Origin of the sequence: Streptomyces sp. NPDC004732, from assembly GCF_040609235.1 — a bacterium.
Taxonomy (GTDB): Bacteria; Actinomycetota; Actinomycetes; order Streptomycetales; family Streptomycetaceae; genus Streptomyces.
On sequence record NZ_JBEXJR010000004.1, the window covers coordinates 707,301 to 724,130 of the forward strand.

General features: G+C 69.8%; 16 protein-coding genes and 2 pseudogenes. 7 read left to right on the top strand and 11 right to left on the bottom strand.

The window, feature by feature from the left end; genetic code table 11:
- Window positions 1–41 precede the first annotated feature (41 nt).
- The gene (locus ABZV77_RS15490) at window positions 42–467 is read left to right on the top strand and encodes a pyridoxamine 5'-phosphate oxidase family protein (RefSeq protein WP_356255945.1); all 426 of its coding nucleotides are present in this window, start codon (window positions 42–44) and stop codon (window positions 465–467) included.
- A 29-nt stretch (window positions 468–496) separates the two neighbouring features.
- Here the strand turns inward: ABZV77_RS15490 and ABZV77_RS15495 are convergent, their stop codons facing one another.
- The 3 genes from ABZV77_RS15495 to ABZV77_RS15505 all read right to left on the bottom strand — a co-directional run bounded on the left by ABZV77_RS15495 (window position 497) and on the right by ABZV77_RS15505 (window position 3,144).
- On the bottom strand, window positions 497–1,312 hold the full coding sequence (locus tag ABZV77_RS15495) for an SAM-dependent methyltransferase (protein ID WP_356255947.1): 816 nt from the start codon (window positions 1,310–1,312) through the stop codon (window positions 497–499).
- A 137-nt stretch (window positions 1,313–1,449) separates the two neighbouring features.
- Window positions 1,450–2,340 carry a hypothetical protein gene (locus ABZV77_RS15500; protein WP_356255950.1) on the bottom strand — a complete coding sequence of 297 codons (891 nt, stop codon included), beginning with the start codon at window positions 2,338–2,340 and terminating at the stop codon, window positions 1,450–1,452.
- 54 nt (window positions 2,341–2,394) lie between these two features.
- The gene (locus ABZV77_RS15505; RefSeq protein WP_356255951.1) at window positions 2,395–3,144 is read right to left on the bottom strand and encodes an SDR family oxidoreductase; all 750 of its coding nucleotides are present in this window, start codon (window positions 3,142–3,144) and stop codon (window positions 2,395–2,397) included.
- 77 nt (window positions 3,145–3,221) lie between these two features.
- On the opposite strand from ABZV77_RS15505, the gene ABZV77_RS15510 reads away from it, so the two are divergent.
- Window positions 3,222–3,890, top strand: coding sequence for a MarR family transcriptional regulator (locus ABZV77_RS15510; RefSeq protein WP_356255954.1), 669 nt, complete (start codon window positions 3,222–3,224; stop codon window positions 3,888–3,890).
- Between the two features lie 289 nt (window positions 3,891–4,179).
- Here ABZV77_RS15510 and ABZV77_RS15515 read toward each other — a convergent pair whose 3' ends face one another.
- From ABZV77_RS15515 to ABZV77_RS15530, 4 genes are all read right to left on the bottom strand, one after another.
- Window positions 4,180–4,650 (bottom strand): DIP1984 family protein, encoded by a 471-nt coding sequence (locus ABZV77_RS15515; RefSeq protein WP_356255957.1) that lies wholly within the window; start codon window positions 4,648–4,650, stop codon window positions 4,180–4,182.
- Window positions 4,651–4,772: 122 nt separating this feature from the next.
- The gene (locus ABZV77_RS15520; RefSeq protein ID WP_356255960.1) at window positions 4,773–5,945 is read right to left on the bottom strand and encodes a protein kinase family protein; all 1,173 of its coding nucleotides are present in this window, start codon (window positions 5,943–5,945) and stop codon (window positions 4,773–4,775) included.
- A gap of 7 nt (window positions 5,946–5,952) precedes the next feature.
- Entirely contained in the window at window positions 5,953–7,107 is a 1,155-nt protein-coding gene (locus ABZV77_RS15525; protein ID WP_356255963.1) for a hypothetical protein, read from the bottom strand.
- Between the two features lie 168 nt (window positions 7,108–7,275).
- On the bottom strand, window positions 7,276–7,692 hold the full coding sequence (locus tag ABZV77_RS15530; protein WP_356255966.1) for a VOC family protein: 417 nt from the start codon (window positions 7,690–7,692) through the stop codon (window positions 7,276–7,278).
- A 109-nt stretch (window positions 7,693–7,801) separates the two neighbouring features.
- Here ABZV77_RS15530 and ABZV77_RS15535 point away from each other — a divergent pair, with 109 nt between their 5' ends.
- Window positions 7,802–8,611, top strand: coding sequence for a 2-phosphosulfolactate phosphatase (locus ABZV77_RS15535; protein WP_356255969.1), 810 nt, complete (start codon window positions 7,802–7,804; stop codon window positions 8,609–8,611).
- Window positions 8,612–8,816: 205 nt separating this feature from the next.
- Here the strand turns inward: ABZV77_RS15535 and ABZV77_RS15540 are convergent.
- Window positions 8,817–9,938 (bottom strand): annotated as a pseudogene (locus ABZV77_RS15540) (MFS transporter); the annotation flags it as partial.
- 47 nt (window positions 9,939–9,985) lie between these two features.
- Here ABZV77_RS15540 and ABZV77_RS15545 point away from each other — a divergent pair.
- The gene (locus tag ABZV77_RS15545) at window positions 9,986–10,561 is read left to right on the top strand and encodes a CGNR zinc finger domain-containing protein (protein WP_356256089.1); all 576 of its coding nucleotides are present in this window, start codon (window positions 9,986–9,988) and stop codon (window positions 10,559–10,561) included.
- 142 nt (window positions 10,562–10,703) lie between these two features.
- Window positions 10,704–11,291, top strand: a complete 588-nt coding sequence (locus ABZV77_RS15550; protein WP_356255972.1) for a GNAT family N-acetyltransferase — start codon at window positions 10,704–10,706, stop codon at window positions 11,289–11,291.
- Between the two features lie 103 nt (window positions 11,292–11,394).
- Here ABZV77_RS15550 and ABZV77_RS15555 read toward each other — a convergent pair whose 3' ends face one another.
- Together ABZV77_RS15555 and ABZV77_RS15560 are read right to left on the bottom strand one after the other, a co-directional pair.
- Complete coding sequence (locus ABZV77_RS15555) at window positions 11,395–11,961, bottom strand: hypothetical protein (RefSeq protein ID WP_356255975.1); 567 nt, start codon at window positions 11,959–11,961, stop codon at window positions 11,395–11,397.
- Window positions 11,962–12,022: 61 nt separating this feature from the next.
- A complete protein-coding gene (locus tag ABZV77_RS15560) occupies window positions 12,023–12,592 on the bottom strand; it encodes a hypothetical protein (protein ID WP_356255978.1) in 570 nt (189 codons plus the stop codon).
- 247 nt (window positions 12,593–12,839) lie between these two features.
- On the opposite strand from ABZV77_RS15560, the pseudogene ABZV77_RS15565 reads away from it, so the two are divergent.
- Window positions 12,840–12,998, top strand: a pseudogene (locus tag ABZV77_RS15565) (cupin); the annotation flags it as partial.
- A gap of 519 nt (window positions 12,999–13,517) precedes the next feature.
- Here ABZV77_RS15565 and ABZV77_RS15570 read toward each other — a convergent pair.
- Entirely contained in the window at window positions 13,518–14,507 is a 990-nt protein-coding gene (locus ABZV77_RS15570) for a ScbA/BarX family gamma-butyrolactone biosynthesis protein (protein WP_356255981.1), read from the bottom strand.
- A 1,222-nt stretch (window positions 14,508–15,729) separates the two neighbouring features.
- Here ABZV77_RS15570 and ABZV77_RS15575 point away from each other — a divergent pair.
- The gene (locus ABZV77_RS15575; RefSeq protein WP_356255984.1) at window positions 15,730–16,380 is read left to right on the top strand and encodes an HAD family phosphatase; all 651 of its coding nucleotides are present in this window, start codon (window positions 15,730–15,732) and stop codon (window positions 16,378–16,380) included.
- Window positions 16,381–16,830: the final 450 nt, after the last annotated feature.

A 16,830-nucleotide genomic window follows, 5' to 3' on the forward strand; every position in this document is an offset into this window, starting at 1 on the left:
TGCCACTCGATAGGCGCTCGATACCGACGAAGGAGTTCCGCATGCCCCTCAGCGTCGAAGAACGCGAACTGTTCCTGTCCGAGCCGCACATCGGAGCGCTGGCCGTGACGGCGGAGGAGGGACGGGCACCGCTCACGCTGCCGATCTGGTACCAGTACGCCCTGGGCGGCGACCTCTGGGTGATGACGGGCAGCGACTCCAAGAAGGGGCGGCTGATCGCCGCCGCGGGGCGGATCTCGCTGATGGTCGACCGCGTCGAGCCGACCATCCGGTACGTCTCCGTGGAGGGTCCGGTGGTCCGCACCGAGGCGGCGACCATCGAGCAGCTGCGAGAGATCTCGACGCGCTATCTCTCGCCTGAAAACGTCGAGCCGTACGTGCAGTTCGCCTTCAAGGAGCACGGCGATCAGACCGTTTACTACCTGCGGCCCGAGCGCTGGTACTCAGCGGACCTCGGCTCCGTCTGACCCGTCCCACGGCTCCCGGACCGCTTGGCTCACGGCTTGCGGGCGAGCCCGCCGTGCTCACCGATGGGCTCCGCGGCGGGAGCGTCCGCGTCCGGACGCCAGAAGGGGACGGAGACGACCCCGGGCTCCAGGAGCTCCAGTCCCTCGAAGAACGCCTCGATCTTGTCGACGGGGCGCAGGAAGTACGGGACGGCACCGGTCTCGTTGTAGGCGTCCTGGGCCTGCTCGTAGGTGGCGTCGATGCCGCGCGAGCCGTCGTTGATCGAGAGGTAGCTGCCGGACGGCAGACCTTCCAGCAGTCGGGCGACGATCTCCCGCGCCTGGTCGTAGTCGGCGATGTGCCCCAGGATGTTGCTGAGGATCAGGGCGGTGGGGCGGGTGAGGTCCAGCGTCTCCGCGGCGGCCGCCAGGATGCGGTCGGGGTCGGACAGCTCGGCGTCGACGTAGGCGGTCGCGCCCTCCGGCGTGGAGGTGAGCAGGGCGCGGGCGTGGGTGAGCACCATCGGGTCGTGGTCCACGTACACGATCCGGGCCTGCGGGGCGAGCCGCTGGGCGACCTCGTGGGTGTTGTCCACCGTCGGCAGACCGGTCCCGATGTCCAGGAACTGCCGGATGCCCGCCTCGGTGACCAGGTGCGTGATGTTGCGGCGCAGGAAGGCACGGCTGCTGCGGGCCACGGTGACGATGCCGGGGAAGACGGCGCTGTACGCGTCGCCTGCGGCCTCGTCGACGGGGTAGTTGTCCTTCCCTCCCAGCCAGTAGTTCCAGATCCGGGCCGAGTGCGGCACCGACGTGTCGATCTTCTGGTGGGCCGCCGGACCGGGCGTGGTGGCGTGGTCGGTCATGGGTACCGTCCGTCTTTCAACCGTAGCGGGGAATGTTCATCGCACAACCTACGTCGCAACAGCTGCGTTGCGCACATAAGTTCACGGCATCGGTCCGTGTCGTCTCTCGGCGTGACGGTTCGCCGCATTGCCGCACGTCATGAGCGGATGCGAAGGTCAAGCGGGCCGCAGCCAAGCCGCTCGGCTTCGGTGGCGACGTACGACGGGAAGACGTCCCGGATGAACGTGTGGCCCCCCTCGTCGTGCTCGTCCTCGGCGATGAACACCACCACGCCCTTCGGGCACTCGGCGCGCAGGGCGGCCGTGCTGCGGCTGGAGGACCCCGTCGCCTCGACACCGCTGCCCTTGATGTCGATCCCGCGGCCCAGGTGCAGGACGCTGTGCCCGAACGCACCGGTGAGGTCGGGCTCCTGGACCGTCCTGAGGTGTACCGCGGGGCGGGAATCTGCGCCGGTGAGGACGTCGCAGCCGCGAACGGGGCTGTTGACATCGGCCCTTTCGGGGTGGTCGGCTCCGCCGACCGAGGCACGCATCTGCGCGCCCGACCCGACGTACGCCTTCGGCAGGATCACCCCCTCGAGTCCGCACATCTCGCGGTCGGCAGCCATGCGTTCGAAGCTCTGCAGCGTCGGGGCGGGCGCGAGCTCGCCGGGTCCTTCGAGCCCGCCCCCGCAGCCGAGCTCCTCCATGGTGCCGTTCGCGATGTGCACAGCGACCCTGGACAGAGCCTTCTGGTACTCGGCATTGGTGTCGGCGTCCGTGCTGCGACTGATCTCGTCGTCGCCCAGCGCGACGTCGACGACGCCGGGGCCGTCGAAGTTCCCCGGCTCCCCGGTGCACGCGTCCGGCAGCGCGACCCAGGCCCGGGTGTCCGACGCCATGCCCATCAGCCCGTGGCCGAACGAGTTGCCCTGCAGCTCCCCGTCGTCCACCCAGGCCGGGCGTATTCCGGAGGTCTCGGTGTCCTTGCCGTCGAACAGGTCGTCGACGCCCTCGTCCGCGACGGAGTCCCGTCGTACGTTGATCACCGAGGAGCGAGAGTAGTGGGCGTGTCGGAAGGCTCTGCAGATGGGGTCCAGTGGTTAACAAGCCATGTAGGCACCCCCGTTGACGTGCAACACCTGCCCCGTGATGTGGCGTGCCCCGGGAGAGGCGAGGAAAGCGACCGTGTCCGCGATGTCGGCCGGTGAACCGGACCGGCCCGTCGAGGTCGCGGCCACGAGTTGCTCGCGCCGCTGGTCCGCGAGCCGGTCCCGGAAGAACTCGGTGTCCGCGATGTAGCCGGGCGCGACGACATTGGCGGTGATGCCGCGCGGCCCGAGCGCACGAGCCAGGTCGAGGTTCCAGCAGGCGAGCCCGGCCTTGGCGGCGCCGTAGGCTCCGGCGCCGGACCCCTGCGCGGCGGCGATCGACCCGATGTGGACGACCGCCCCACCGGCCGCGAGCCGTCCGTCCAGCGCCCTGGTGGTCAGCGCGGCGCTGACGAGGTTGGAGTCCAGGTTCTCGCGGAAGGCCTGCGCGTACGCGATCAGATCGGCCTTTTCGCCGACCGCGAGGTCCGCCTCGCTCTCGGCGTCGAAGTCGGTGTTCCCGCCTGCGTTGTTGACGAGGACGTCGACCTGCTCCGGTAGCGCGGAGAGGAGGGCGGTGAGCGCTTCGGGCCGGGTGTGGTCGCACACCACACCGCGTACGCCGGTCTCCGCGGCCAGCCGGTCGAGGGGCTCGGGGCGGCGACCGGTAACGAACACGGAATCGCCCTGTTCCGCGAAGAGGCGGGCGGCCGCGCGGCCGATGCCGGTGCCGCCGCCGGTGATCAGGATGGTGCGTGTCATAAGCTGAGCTCCGAACATCCGTTGAGGTCTAAATTTAGAGCTAAACGTAACGTACCACTGAGGGTGAGGAGCGCGGCATGGGCAAGGCGGCGACGGGGGATGGGGCGGCGGAGCCGGGAGGGCCCGGAGGGCCGGACGGGCCGGGAGAGGTGAGCGAGGTGGGTGAGTCGGAGCGCGGTGGGAGTGGGTCTGACACGGTCGGGACCGCCGCGTACACCGCACGGGACATCGCCACCGCCTGGGAGCGCGAGCGCCCCGGCACCCCCGCCACGTCGATCGGCATCGTCACGCCGATCTGGCAGCTGGCCAAGCTCTTCGGCGACGACCGGCGGCGGGTTCTCGCCCGGGCGGGCGTGGACACCGCGACGCTCGACCTGCTCAGCGTGTTGCGCCGCAGCGGAAAGCCCTACACCCTGACCACCCGCGAACTCGGCCGACTCTCCATGGTCACGGCGGGCGCCGTCTCGCAGCGCGTGGCCCGCGCCGAACGCGAAGGCCTGGTCACCCGCCGCCCCGGAGAGGGCAAGCCCCGTACGGTCGAGGTCACCCTGACCGAAGCGGGCCACGCGCTGGTGGAGGCAACGGTGGACCAAGTGCTGGGCAGGGAAGCCGACCTGATCGGCGGCCTCACCGCCGACCAGCAGGCCCGGCTCACCGAACTCCTGGGCGTCCTCCTGGCGGACGTCCAGCGGAGTCTCGGGGACGAGCGAATCACTCAGGTGGGCCTGAGTTCGGACAACATCTGAAACGACGACGACGGGGGAACCCCGAACCCGCCCTCACTGCCCGGATCTGCACGTGGTGATGTGCTGTGCAAGGTGCACTGTCACCTGTACGCGGTGCTGAGCTGCACTGTCATCGGGGAGTCGAACCCCCGCGTTGCTCTTCACGCTCCAGGAGTGGGCCGGAATCCGCCGGCCCGCGGTGTGTGCACGCCTCCGGAACAGCTACCTGCTCCCCATCGTCATCGTCCGTCCCTGCATCCCTACATCACTGCCGCCCTGCAGCACTGCGGGACTGCCGTGCCGAACCGGCTCAGTCCAGCAGGTCGACCTCCCAATTCGCGCGCTGGATCCGCACGTCGATCTCGCGGATGTCCCGGGCGAGCGCGTCCGCCTGGCCGCGCAGCTCCGCGACAGGCAGGGCGGAGAGCATCATCAGCTCGGACCGCAGCTGCCGCCCGTACCCCCGGTCGCCCGTGCCCGCCGCGGCGTCCGCGGCCGCGGTGACCACGGAGTGGCGCAGCCGCAGCACGTCCCGGCGCGCGAGCGCGTCGGTGAGCGTGCCGTCCTCGCCCAGGTCCACGGTGGCGTTGGTGCGGTTGATCCGCCGGATCAGCGACTCCAGGGAGTCGAGCACCTCGCCGGTGTCGGCCAACAGCTGGGCCGCGTCCTCGGGGGGCGTCTCGCCTTCCTGGTAACGCGCACTGCTGACGACGCGCGCCCGCAGCTGCTCGACGCGGCGCGTCGCCTCTGCACGTTCTGCCAGTGCCTCAGCAAGCTTCACTTCGGTTCCCCCGTTCTCTTCTCTGGCTCTTCTCTGGGCTCGAACGAGTATCAGGCGAGATCAGGAACCTACGCATCGGATTTATGCCCCAGGGCCCAGGACCCAGGACTCAGGACCCAGGGTCAAGGACCCAGGATTCGGTGAACCGCCTCGCGCGGGTACGGGATCTCCCGGCTCTCTTCCAGCAGCCTGCCGTAAAACTCCGTCACCACCGCGGCGAGCGGCGCGTACCGGGCGATGATCGCTCGGGCCTCCGCCGGACCGGCCGGGGGAGGGGCTCCGTCGGCGCACGCGCGTATGAGCGCCTCCCGTTCGGCCCGCTCGTATCCGTAGAGCGCGCTGATCAACGCATTCACCAGATAGCTGAGGGTGTACGCGCGGTCGTACGTACGGTGCTCGTCGAAGAAGTCGGCTTCCTCGGGGGACAGGTCGAACCGGGAGGAGAGGGCCAGGCCGAAGTCGGAGAAGTACAGGCGGTGGCCGTCCGTCAGGATGTTCTGGAAGTGGGCGTCGAAGTGCAGGAGCCCGCGGTCGTTCATGAAGGAGGTGCCGGACACCAGCTCCTGCTCGACCAGACGGCAGGCCCGGTCGGCGGCTCGGCCACCGATACGCACCTGCTCGGCAAGCCATTCGTGCAGGGTCCGGGGAACGTACTCCAGGAACAGCACGAGGCTCGCCGATGCCTCCTTGAGGGCCTCGATGCGGTTGCGTACCGCCGGCCCTCCTCCCCAGTAGGCGACGGCCCGCTCCACGTCGGCGAGTTCGTCCGGGAGGTCCTGGCCCGCACTGGGTCCGCCGGGTCCGCCGGGTCCGCCGGGTACGGAGGATGTGGCGGACGCGGCGGGCAGAACGCGCCAGTGATACATCAACGGGAACGCGTGATGCTGCCCAGTGAGCACCCAGTTCGTGGTCATCGTGTGCGCGGCGACCTCCCGCCACACGCCGAAGCCCGGACCGCCGACGCCGTACTGGCAGAAGGCGGGCAGGTCGAAGACGTTCGCGGTGGACCGGACATGATCCGGCCGGAGTTCCCTCGCGGTGACGGGCACTCGCTTGGCGAAGACCGGCACCCCGGCAACCTTCAGCAGGGCCGAGCTGCCACCGATGCCGACGCCGAGCGGTTCGGCGGAGTCGACGAGGCCGTGCAGCTGCTGATCACTGAGCAGGCTCAGGGCCGTGGAAACGTTGCTGTAAGCGGCGAGACGCTCCCCTGGGTGCAGGGCCGGTTCCGTTTCCGCGTCCGAGCCCGCGTCCGAGCCCGCGTTCGGGCTGGAGCTGTCACCCCGCTCTCGCATCCGCCGCCTACTTCTTCGGTTCCCGGAACCGGCCGAACGCCTTGGTGAAGGCGTTCAGCGGCGAGCCGCCGTCCGCCTTGGCCTGCCCGGTCGCGGTCGGCGCGGACGTACCGTCTCCGCCGGACACCTCCGCCAACGCGGCCTGCGCCGCGTCGGCCGCCTCCCGGTACAGGTCACGCGAAGTCGTCATGGCGTCGAGAGCCTCGGCGTACTTGGTGACCATGTCCTGGGCGTGTGTCAGCTCCTCCTCAGGGGTGAGGAGGTGCCAGCCCTGGCGCAGCCGAGTGAGAGCCTGCTCGGCCTCGGTCGACAGGGGGCGGGGCAGCGCGGCGAACTCCTTTACCCTGTCGAGGAGTTCGGTCGGCTCCGAGCCGTCCAGGAAGACCGAGCGCACCGTGAAACGCTCCGCGTCGTACTCCGGGCTCTGCGGCGCCATGGGCAGTACGACGGCGCCACCGCGGGGCATGCGCACGCTCAGTTCGCGCTTCATGGCGAAGTCGGCGATCTGCGCCTGCTCCGGCGTGCCCCGGTGCTCGACCACCTGGTGACGCAGGCTGCGCGGCAGGAACGTCGAGATCGGCTGCTGCCCCTTCGCGTCCGGCGTCATCGCCTCGTGCACCACGACGTGGACGTACCAGCTCTGCCGGGTGCAGTCCCGCAGCAGGTGCCGCAGTTCGTCGTCGTCCTTCGGCAGGTGGTTGGTCGACCGCAGACGGAGGTCGGACGTCGCGTCGTGGTCCCAGGGGACCTGGTCGCTGTCGGGCCAGAACATCGTGGCGGGGGAGGGCCAGTGCGCGTCCCACACCTGCTCCGCCTCGGCGGCGAGGACCCAGGCGACGCCCTCGCCTTCCTTGCGCCGGTTCTCCGAGTCGTACGTGGTCAGCTGGGCGCGCACCGTGATGTCGTCGGTCACGTGCCAGCGGGCCTCGAAGAGCCGCCGGGCGGACGGGCCCGGGTCTGCGGACTCGTCCCGCGGATGCAGGACGGTGGAACGTGCCGCCTCTTTGGGGTCGAGGTCCAGGAAGTCGTCGAGCACCCCGGCCGCCTTGAGGGCGATCAGGTTGCGACGGACGTCCTGCTCGGGCTCGGGCCCGAGGTGGCGCCCGCGCCCCAGCCACGCGGTGTCGGGGACGGTGGTCGAGGAGGTGCTGTTCTTGGCCATGGAATCGTTCTGTAGGTGATCGGGGCCCGACCAGTATGGTCCGGGATCCTGTCGATGGAAGAGGGGGGCTGGGGGCTATGTCCTATTTCGGGCGCTGTCGTTCGACTTCTACGGCCCCACAACGAGTGACGTACGCGGCTCCGCGGCGGGTGATGAACGAGTCGGGGCCTACTCGCCTCGGGGCCCCTGCACGGGAGAATCGGCCGCCGCCATGGCCGCCCGGTCGGACTCGCTGCGCAGGACGCAGAACTCGTTGCCTTCGGGATCCGCAAGCACGGCCCACCCCGCGCCGGCGGGTTCCCGGCGGTCGATGACCAGGGTGGCACCGAGGTTCAGCAGCCGCTCGACCTCCGCCTCGCGCGTCGTCTCCGGGCGCAGGCACAGGTGCAGCCTGTTCTTCGACGCCTTGGGCTCGGCCACCTGATTGAAGTGCAGGAGCGGCCCTTCCGGCAGCATCACCTGGGTCTCCTTGTCACCGGGCCTGTCCATCGGATGCAATGGACGACCGGTCACTTCGCTCCAAAAGCGGGCCAGTTCATAGGCGTTGGAGCAATCGACTGCCACATTCTGCAATACCGAGACCATCGGCAGAGCCTGCCTCAGCCCCATGGGTCGGGGCAAGGCGGCACGACTGGCGTGACTAGCACGACGGGCGCGACTGGCACGACGGGCGCGACTGGCACGATCGTCGGTCATGGATGACTGGTATCTGCAGAGTGCTCATGGGGTCCGGTTCGAGTGGGGCCCCACAGGGGCGGAGCGGCTGGCGGCGGATGCCGCCTGTGTCGTGGTCGTGGACGTGCTCTCGTTCACCACGGCCGTGACGGTCGCCGTCGAGGCGGGAACGCGGGTCTTCCCGTACCGCTGGCGGGACGAGACGGCGTCCACGTTCGCCGACCACGTGGGCGCGGACCTGGCAGTGGGGCGTCGGATGGCCACGGCCGCATCACCCTGGTCTCTCTCTCCCGCCGCACTACGGCGCGCCCCCTTCACGCCCCGCCTGGTACTCCCCTCACCGAATGGCTCCGCCATCGCGGCCTCGGCCGGAGAGCTCCCCGTGGTCGCCGCAGCCCTCAGGAACGCGACGGCCGTGAGCCACTGGCTCGTTCGAGAGGGTTACGGGACCACGGAACGCCCCATAGCGGTGATCGCCTCCGGCGAACGCTGGCCGGACGGAAGCTTGCGGCCCGCCATGGAGGACCTGCTGGGCGCGGGCGCCGTCATCGCCGGGCTGCAGGATCAACTTGAGGCGGCGCAGGCGCAGGCGCACGCACATGCACATGCGGACTCGCCCGCCCGTACGCTCGCGCTCTCACCGGAAGCGAGTCTGGCAGCGACCGCGTTCCGGACGACGTCGGACGTCGCCGCGGCGGTGGCCGCCAGCGTCTCCGGGCGTGAACTCGTCGGCGGAGGCTTCGCCGAAGACGTCGCCGTCGCCACGGAACCGGACACCTGCACCGCGGTACCCGTCCTGGTCGACGGGGCGTTCTCCGATCGGTGCTGAGGACCGGAGGACTTCCTGCTAGCTCGAGGAGGCTCTCGTCGGCGAGCTCGCGGCGATGGGATGTGCGCGCGGCGGCGGTGCGGGCCAGGCGCGGCTGGGTGATCGCCAGAGTGAGGCAGACCGCGGACATGGTGAGCCACAAGGCGGTCGGTCCCCAGCGTTGGAGGAGTTGGGTGCCGATCAACGGGGCGGCGATTCCTGCGATGCCCCAGCTGGTTCCGTAGACGGCGAGGTAGCGGCCGGTGCCGTGGACCGGGGCCAGACCCGCGACGAGCGTGTATGCCCGGCCCACGAGGACGAGGTCGCCCAGGCTCCACACGATCGTCGGCGGGAGGTGGGCGCTCAGGGTGTGTGCGGTGCTGTATCCGGCCACGCCCACGGCGAGCAATGTATAGCCGGTGGCGAAGGCGACGGGTGTGGACAGCGTGGCGATCGGCTTGAGCCGCAGCAGGGGTTGGCCCAGGACGATGGTGAGGGCCGAGGTGGTGAACAGGACTCCGGCGTCGGCAGGCGGCAGTCCGCGGTGGGCCAGTGCCAGGGGCAGGGTGGCCATGATCTGTAGGTAGACGAGGGCGAACAGGGTGCCTGAGATGAGGAGGGCGAGCAGCGTGGAGTCACGCCACGGGGCGACTGTCACGGTCTCGACTTCACCTCCGCCCCCGCCCCCGACTTGACTCCCGCCCTCGCCCTCGGCTGCAGCCTGGACGGCCCGCGGCGGGTCACCGGGAAGGGCCTTGCGCACCACGAGAGCACAGAGCAGACAGGTCACGGCGTCGGCGACGAACAGCCAGCGCAGGTCCCACCGGCCCAGTCCCGCGGCGAGCAGGCCTGCGCCCATGCCCGCCGCGGCCAGGGCGGCGTTGAGCAGGCTGTAGGCACGGGTGCGTTCCGCGGGCCCCACCGCGTCGGCGATCATTGCCTGGCTCGGTGGCTCGTAGAGTTCGAAGACGAGGCCCAGCAGCACCACGAAGGCGGCTGCCATGGCCGGACTGCCAGCCGCGGCGATGCCGAACTGGGCGACAGCACAGCCGACCAGTCCGACGACGATGGTGCGGCGCCGCCCCAGCCGGTCCGCCAGATGCCCGCCGACCAGCCGGGAGGGGACCGTCGCCAGCCCGAAGGCGGCTGAGATCAACCCGGCGGTAGCGGTGCTCGCGCCGTACTGCGTGGTGATCAGCACGGTGAGGAAGGAGAGCGAGAAAGCTCCGAGCCGGTTGACGGCACGTGCGCCGATGAGCCACCACACGGTGCGCGGCAACGCCTGCTCGGCGCCCAGAAAACGTCGCACGGACCGCCCCCCTCCCCCTCTGTGACCGACGAATTGCATAATGGCAGTCACGGACGTTAGATCTCGAAGGGGTGACCGGTCAAGTGATGTTCGACAGTCACATCGCGATGCTGCTGGATGTGGCGGTCGCACTCGTCAACGAACTGACCGACGGCGCTCGCCGCGGAAGGACCTACGTGGCGCCCCGTGAAACCGACCTGCCCGACGCCGTCTTGGCCGCCCTCCCGCCCGGTAGCCTCAGCCGCGAGGAGGTCGGACAGGGACCGGCCGAGTTCCTGGCCCGAACCGCCGGGGAACTGCGCGAGGTCTTCTCCGCTGTAGACAGCGGAGACATCGATGCCGCGGCCGCCACCCTCAACACCCTCCTGCGCGCCACCGGCGCCCGCCCCCAATTGGACCGCGTGCCCGGAGAACCCTGGCAGGTCCACTTCCACGGCATCGAGGACTCCCTGGCCATCGGCTGGAGCGCAGGCTGCGCCACCGCCCTGGCCCTGGCCCTAGGCAGCGACCTCGCGGGCCGCCTCGGCATCTGCCGGGCCCCGAAATGCGATCGCGTCTACGTCGACGCCTCACGCAACGCCGCCAAGCAGTTCTGCTCCCCGGCCTGCCAGAGCCGCGTCAAGGCGGCCGCCCATCGGGCGCGGAAAGCGGCAAGCGGATAGCGGATAGGTGAGGTGCGGCGCGGCTCCTGGGCTTGAGTCGTAGTGGTCGGCACGGAAGCCCTGCGAGGGCTGATACCGGAGCCCACGGGGGCAATGTGAATTCAGTTGCGACGAGCACCAGGGCAGATGCGAGGATCGGCAGATGAAGCACGTCATCAGGGCCGTACGGCACGAAGACTGGGCCAGGATCAAGGCGCTGCGGCTGGACGCGCTGCGGGATCCGGTCGCGCATCTCGCGTTCCACGAGACTCGTGAGCAGGCCGCCGCCCAGCCCGATGGCTTCTGGCAGGACCGTGCCGCGGGGGCTGCCGAAGGCAGGACAGTCCGACAGTTCGTCGCGGAGACTGCGGAGACTATGGGGACTGCGGAGGGGCGCTGGCTCGGCACGGTCTCCGTTCTCGTCGAACAGCCCGGCGTCGAGTGCTTCTTCGGTGACGTCCCGGAAGTTCTCCAGACGCACATCGTGGGCGTCTTCGTCCGGCCCGAGGCGCGCGGCACCGGTCTCGCGGAGGACCTCCTCCGGGCCGCCCTGGAGTGGTCCTGGTCGCTGACTGAGCCGCCGGTCGAACGCGTCCGGCTCTTCGTGCACGAGGACAATGCCCGGGCGGAGGCGATGTACGGCAAGGTCGGCTTCAAGCGAACCGGCCACTCGGTCCCCGCTGCTGCGGATCCCGCTCGCAGCGATAGCGAGCTTGCCCTGCTCCGCAGCGGCGGATGGGCAGATCCGTAGAGCACACCGGCTGAGGCCTGGCCTGGCCTCACCTGACCAGGCCATACGGGCGTAGTTGGCCAGACGCTGGTAGAGCGAGTCGGGCCAGCTGACGCCCAACAGCTCAGCGGGGTGAGACGTCGATTTCGTGGCGTACGGCCCAGGTCCAGTACTGGGCGACCGTCCGTCCCGCGGGCGCGCTGACGGTTGACATGGCGGGAACGGAGGCGGGTGCGGAATCGAGGGAGGGGGCGCGTGCGGGTGCGGTCAGACCGGTGATGGGGGTGAGAGTCGTCTCCAGGAGTACGGCGTGGCTCTGCCCGTCCGGCACCTGCCCGGTGGCAAAGACGTAGGAGGAGCCCTTGGCCAGTGGTTCATGACCCTGCTCGTAGCTGACAGCGACGGTGCCGCGGAGCTGCCCTTTGAACACATGGCCGACCCGCACGGCGTAGAGGTCGGAGAAGACGCCGTACACGTCACGCTCCCCGCTGCGGCGCACGACGGTGCCTGCGAATACATCGTCGGCGGTCCCCGCCACCTGCCGGGCGTCACGCGGATCGTAGAGCGTGACCGCTTCTCCGGAACTACCGCCTTCCTGGAGCCCGGTGAGGCCGTACGCGCCCCAGACGGCAGCAGCCAGCACCGTCATTCCTGCCGTGGCGACCGCCAGAGGCCGCAGAAGATCACTCATGGTTCTGCCCCCCATACCCTTCTGCTCCACTGTCCTTCGGGTCCTTCGGGTCCTCGGTCCTTCAGCCCCACAGCGCGTGATAGTTCCTCCGGTCTCGCGGCGTCGGCCTGCCGTCGGACGGCATGTCGAACGTGCTCGGTGCCAACAACGAGCGGTAGGCCGCCGGGTTCTTGTGGCAGAACCCCAAGGCGTGACCGAGCTCGTGCGCGGCGATCATCCGACGGGACCTGGTGTCCCCGTACGCCTTGCCCGCTCCCAGATACGCCCTGTTGAGCTGGACGGCATCCGTGCCCGGCATTCCCTTCCAGCGTCCGAGGATGTTCTTCCACGGAGCTCGGGCGGTGTTGACGTCCGACCATTCCAGGTCGGCGATCCGGCTGGCGTCGTCGGCGGGGAACTTCACCCGATGGAGTCCGTTGCGGGTCCAGGCCCGGCGGGCGTGCCGCCGGGCGTCATCGAACCGGGTCTCGTCCTCCCAGGCGATCTCGTTGCCGTCCACGGACGAACGCGCGCGTGAGTCCCTGAGCCCGTCGATGCACGATGCGGGCGCCGCTGCCTGCACGGTCGCGGCCTGCGCTGTCACGGGCTGCGTGGTGACGAGCACGACGGCGAGGGCTGTTGCGGTCAGCAAAGCGAATGAAGGGTGCGGGCCCGGGGGCGTGGAGCTGTGGGTGGCAGTGAGGGGTGTACGCATGCGGGCTCCAATCGAAGATCACACCATGGGGTCTTCGTAGCCCGCCGAGACCTCGGGTCAAGCCGGGACAGGCGGAGCGTCACTCGTATGCGAGACATCCCAGCGCCTCACCAGTCGGGCAGATATTGCTATTACAGCAAGCTCGATTGCCGTAACTGAGGGCATGAAGGTGGGGAGTTGCATGATGAGTGCGACCACGGGCGACAGCACACCGCGAGGTGTCGACGACAAGGGGCCGCTGGGCAATCGCGTTCACCACGTCCGAGCCGGCGAGTTGGACGGTTACGCCGCCTTCAGCGGAGGGACGGTCGGCTCAAAGAGGCTCTGGATGGGCGTGGTGGAGCGAGTCGGCACAGCCCCCGTACGAAGACCCTGACCCACTCCCACACCACCCGGGCCATGACAACCACCACAGGCCTGCCAGGCAAAGGTGAATTGTTTTGGTGGTTTGGTTGGGTGTGTGGGGTGCGTGGTGGGCTGGCCGGGGGGTTGGCCCGTTTTCTTTTTGCCGGTGCTTGCGGTTCGTGGTTTGTGGTTTGTGTTTTCGGCTGTTTCCGGAATGTTTTGTTCCGGCGTCTCGGTGTCTCGGTGGGGGATTGCAGTGGTGAAGTGTGGTGTTGTCTTGGTGTGGGGTGCGGGTTGTTTTCGGTGGGGGGCTGGTGTGTGGGTGGGGGTTAAGGGCCGGGTTTGCTTGTAGGCATCAAGGGGTTGCGGTTTTGTTCATGCTTCCGCGCGCGTCGCGTGCTGCCCGGGTGTGTCGCGTGCTGCTGGCGTGTGGTGGGGGGGCTGGGTGCTGCTCGCGGGTGCGGGTGCGGGTGCGGGTGCGGGTGCGGGTGCGGGTGTGGGTGTGGGTGGTTGGTGGTTAGGGGTGGTGGGTGTGGGTGTGGGTGAGGGTGGTGGTGTGGGTGGGGGTGTTGTTTTGGTGGGTGGTGATGGTGTGGGTGGTGGTGTTGTGGGTGTGGGTGGGTGGGGTGGTGGTGAGGGTGGTGGGGGTGGTGAGTTCGGCGTAGTGGTGGAAGGTGGTGTGGGTGTGGGTGAGGTGGGTGGTGGGGGGGTGGGGGTGGGTGGCTTGGCGGGCGGCTTCGATGAGGACCATGCCGGGGAGGTGGTCGCCGTCGTGGTCGAAGAGGATGGGGTGGTGGGGGTGGGGGTTGAGTGTGTAGGTGTGGGGTTGGTGGGTGGGGTTGAGGACGAGGTCGTGGGGGTGGGTGCGGCCGTAGGTGGCGGGGTTTTGGTGGGTGGGGGTGTGGTGGAGGTGTTGGAGGGTGTGGGTGGTGGGGTCGGTGTGGGGGTTGTTGGTGGTGCGCATGCGGTGGTAGGCGGCGGGTGAGATGCAGGTGAAGTGGCCGTGGCCGGTGGCGAGGGTCTGGTGGTGGGGGTTGGTGATGGTGAGGGTGATGGTGAATTGGGGGCTGCGGCGGGGGCGGGTGAGGGTGGTGTGGAGGGTGAGGTGGGTGGGGGTGGTGCCGATGGTGAGGTGTTCGGGGTGGGTGGTGACGGTCATGTCCTGCATGACGAAGTGGTGGCCCAGCGGTATGGCGTGTTCGGCGTGGGCGAGGTAGATGCCGGTCTGGCGGAGGGTTTCGCAGGCCTGGAGGTGGTCGTGGCGTCCGTCGGGGGTGGTGAAGAAGGTGTGGGCGCGGGGCCATTGGCCGGTGAGGGTGTAGGTGTCGGGGCCGGTTTTTTCGCAGTCGGTGAGGAAGACCTCGGCGAGGGCGGCGCGGTGGACGTATTCGGCGGGGACGGTGGTGGTGAGCCGGGGCAGGGCCGGCGTTCCGTCGGTGGTGGTGCGGGTGGTGGTGCGGGTGCCCTGGGTGTCTTTCGACTGGGGCAGTACGAGACTGCTGCTCATGAACCTCTCCCCCTGGAGGTGAATGAAAGTGACGCCATAACATACATACCCACCGGTTTCCTTTTCAAGGGTTGGTGGTGATTACATGCAGCGGTGTGAGGGTTTTCGGCGGGGGGTGTTCGGGCGGGCTGGTTTCCGGTTTCCGGGCGGGGTTTCCGGTTTCTGTGACGCTGGGTAGTTGCCTTCCTGGCGGGAGGGGAAGTCGGGGGGAAACCGGGGGGTTCGGGGGGTGTGCGGGGGAGGGGTGCCGGGCCGGTTTCCCGGGTTAAGGGGAATTCTGCGGTCCGTTTATTGCGGTGGAAAACCGGGCGTCCGGTTCCCTTGTTATGCTTTCGCGCCGTCGGCGGGGGCGGCGGCGGTGCGGGGCGGGCGGTGGTGCGGTCCGGGCGGTCGGTTCGGGCCGCCCGGGTCGGGCGGTCGGTTCTGGTCGGTCGGGTCGGCCGGTCGGGTCTGGTTGTTGGTCCGGTCCGGTCCGGTCGGGTCGGGTCGGGTCCGGGGCGGGTTGGCGGGTGTTGTCGTTCGGTGGCCGGTGCGGGCGGCTGGCTCGGGCGGGCGCGTGTGCGGCTGGTCCGGCCGCCCGGCGTGTGCGGCCGGGGGCGGCTGGTCCGGGTGGCTGGTCGGGGCGGTTGGTGCAAGTAGCTGGTGCGGGTGGCTGGTTGGGGCGGTCGGTGCAAGTGGCTGGTCCGGGTGGTTGGTTCAGGGTGTGGGCGGGTGGTTGGTCCGGGGTGCGGGGCTGGTTCGGCCGCTGGCCATCGGGCCGGTTGGGTTTGGTCGTTGGGCCGGGGTGTCGGGCCGGGCCGGTCGCCGGGCTGGGTCGGCTGTCGGGCCGGGTTAGGTCGTCGGGTTTGGTTGGGTCTGGTTCATCGGGCTTGGCCCGGGCCGCGGGTCCGGGTCGGCCGTCGCGCCGGGTTGGGTCGGGCCGTGGGTCCGGGTTGGCTGTCGGTCCGGGTTGCGGTTCTGGGGTTGGCTGTTGGGCCGGTGGTTGGGTCTGGTGGTGTGGTCTGTTGGATGGCCGGGGTCTGGGTGTCGGTTCGGTGGATGGCCGGGCGGGCGGATGGTCGGCTGGGTTTGTTCGGTTTGTGTCGGGTTGTTGTCGGTCGTGAGGGGTGGGTTTGTGATGGCGGGTCGTGCGGGTGCGGTCGGGTCCGGTGCGGGTGCGGGTGCGGGTGCGGGTGTGGGTGGGTTGGGGCATGTGCGGTTGGTGGGGGTGAATATTGATGGTGTGTTGTTGAATGACAGTTTTGGTCCGGTGATCCGGCGGTTGGTGGAGTCGCGGGGCGGGGTGTACGGGGCGGAGTTGGAGCAGGCGTTGCTGTCGCAGTCGCAGGGGGTGGCGGCGCGGGCGGCGGCGGAGGTGCTGGGGGGCAGTGCGCAGGAGTTGCTGGCGGCGTATTTCGAGGAGCGGGAGCGGTATCTGGTGGAGCATCCGGTGCGGGTGCTTGCGGGGGCGCATGAGTTGTTGGAGCGGTTGCGGGGGCTGGGGGTGTCCGTGGTGTGTTACGGGGGGTTGGAGCGGGCGCATTTCGACCGGTATCTGGGGGATGTGGCGGGGTTGTTCGATGCGCCGGGGTATGTGTGCACGAATGATTTCCGGCCGGGGATCCGGGAGATCACCGAGGAGGTGTTCGGGCTGCGGCTGGATCAGGTGGTGTTCATTGATGATGTGGCGCGGGTGGCGCAGGCGGCGCGGGAGCTGGGGGTGGCGTTCATCGGGCATCCCAGTGATTACGAGAACGGGTTCCAGCGGCCGTTGATGGAGCGGGCGGGGGCGCGGCATGTGGTGCGTTCGCTGGGGGAGATCGATGAGGACCTGCTGCGGCGGGTGGATGCGGAGGCGGCGGCCGGGCGCAGCTGGCCCGGGCCGGGGGCGTAGCGGGCGGCCGTAGACGGCCCCGGGGCCAACTGCCCCCGGCGCCGCCTACGGCCGCCGGGCGGCGGGGGCGCAGGGGCGGGTTTTCCGGCTGCGGGGTGCGCGGGCCCCGCCGGTCCTGCCGCCCAACTGCCCCCGGGCGGCCTGCCCGGCCCTGCCCCTCGGGCGGGGGCCCGGCCCTGCTGCCGCGGGCGGCCTGGCCTCTGCCGGTGCTGCCCCCGGGGGACCCTGTCGGCGCTGCTGGCGCGGGCGCTTCGGGTGGTCTTGCCGGTCCCGCCGGTCCCGCCGGTCCCGCCGGTCCCGCTCCCGGGGGGGGCAGTGGCCCGCCCCGCCCCGGGCCTGTTTCCGGGTGCTCCTGCCGCCTGTTGGCTCTATCGCCCAGGGTGCCCCTCCCCCCCCGTCGGCCGATCGCCCCGGGTGGCCCTGCCCCCCTGCTGGTTCTGCCCCCCTGCC

Bases quoted from the DNA above. Each gene is read 5' to 3' on its own strand.
- ABZV77_RS15495 (WP_356255947.1), bottom strand. From the start codon at position 1,312: ATGACCGACCACGCCACCACGCCCGGTCCGGCGGCCCACCAGAAGATC.
- ABZV77_RS15570 (WP_356255981.1), bottom strand. From the start codon at position 14,507: ATGAGCAGCAGTCTCGTACTGCCCCAGTCGAAAGACACCCAGGGCACC.
- ABZV77_RS15555 (WP_356255975.1), bottom strand. From the start codon at position 11,961: ATGAGTGATCTTCTGCGGCCTCTGGCGGTCGCCACGGCAGGAATGACG.
- ABZV77_RS15490 (WP_356255945.1), top strand. From the start codon at position 42: ATGCCCCTCAGCGTCGAAGAACGCGAACTGTTCCTGTCCGAGCCGCAC.
- ABZV77_RS15520 (WP_356255960.1), bottom strand. From the start codon at position 5,945: ATGCGAGAGCGGGGTGACAGCTCCAGCCCGAACGCGGGCTCGGACGCG.
- ABZV77_RS15545 (WP_356256089.1), top strand. From the start codon at position 9,986: ATGTTCGACAGTCACATCGCGATGCTGCTGGATGTGGCGGTCGCACTC.
- ABZV77_RS15535 (WP_356255969.1), top strand. From the start codon at position 7,802: ATGGATGACTGGTATCTGCAGAGTGCTCATGGGGTCCGGTTCGAGTGG.
- ABZV77_RS15525 (WP_356255963.1), bottom strand. From the start codon at position 7,107: ATGGCCAAGAACAGCACCTCCTCGACCACCGTCCCCGACACCGCGTGG.
- ABZV77_RS15550 (WP_356255972.1), top strand. From the start codon at position 10,704: ATGAAGCACGTCATCAGGGCCGTACGGCACGAAGACTGGGCCAGGATC.
- ABZV77_RS15505 (WP_356255951.1), bottom strand. From the start codon at position 3,144: ATGACACGCACCATCCTGATCACCGGCGGCGGCACCGGCATCGGCCGC.
- ABZV77_RS15530 (WP_356255966.1), bottom strand. From the start codon at position 7,692: ATGGTCTCGGTATTGCAGAATGTGGCAGTCGATTGCTCCAACGCCTAT.
- ABZV77_RS15510 (WP_356255954.1), top strand. From the start codon at position 3,222: ATGGGCAAGGCGGCGACGGGGGATGGGGCGGCGGAGCCGGGAGGGCCC.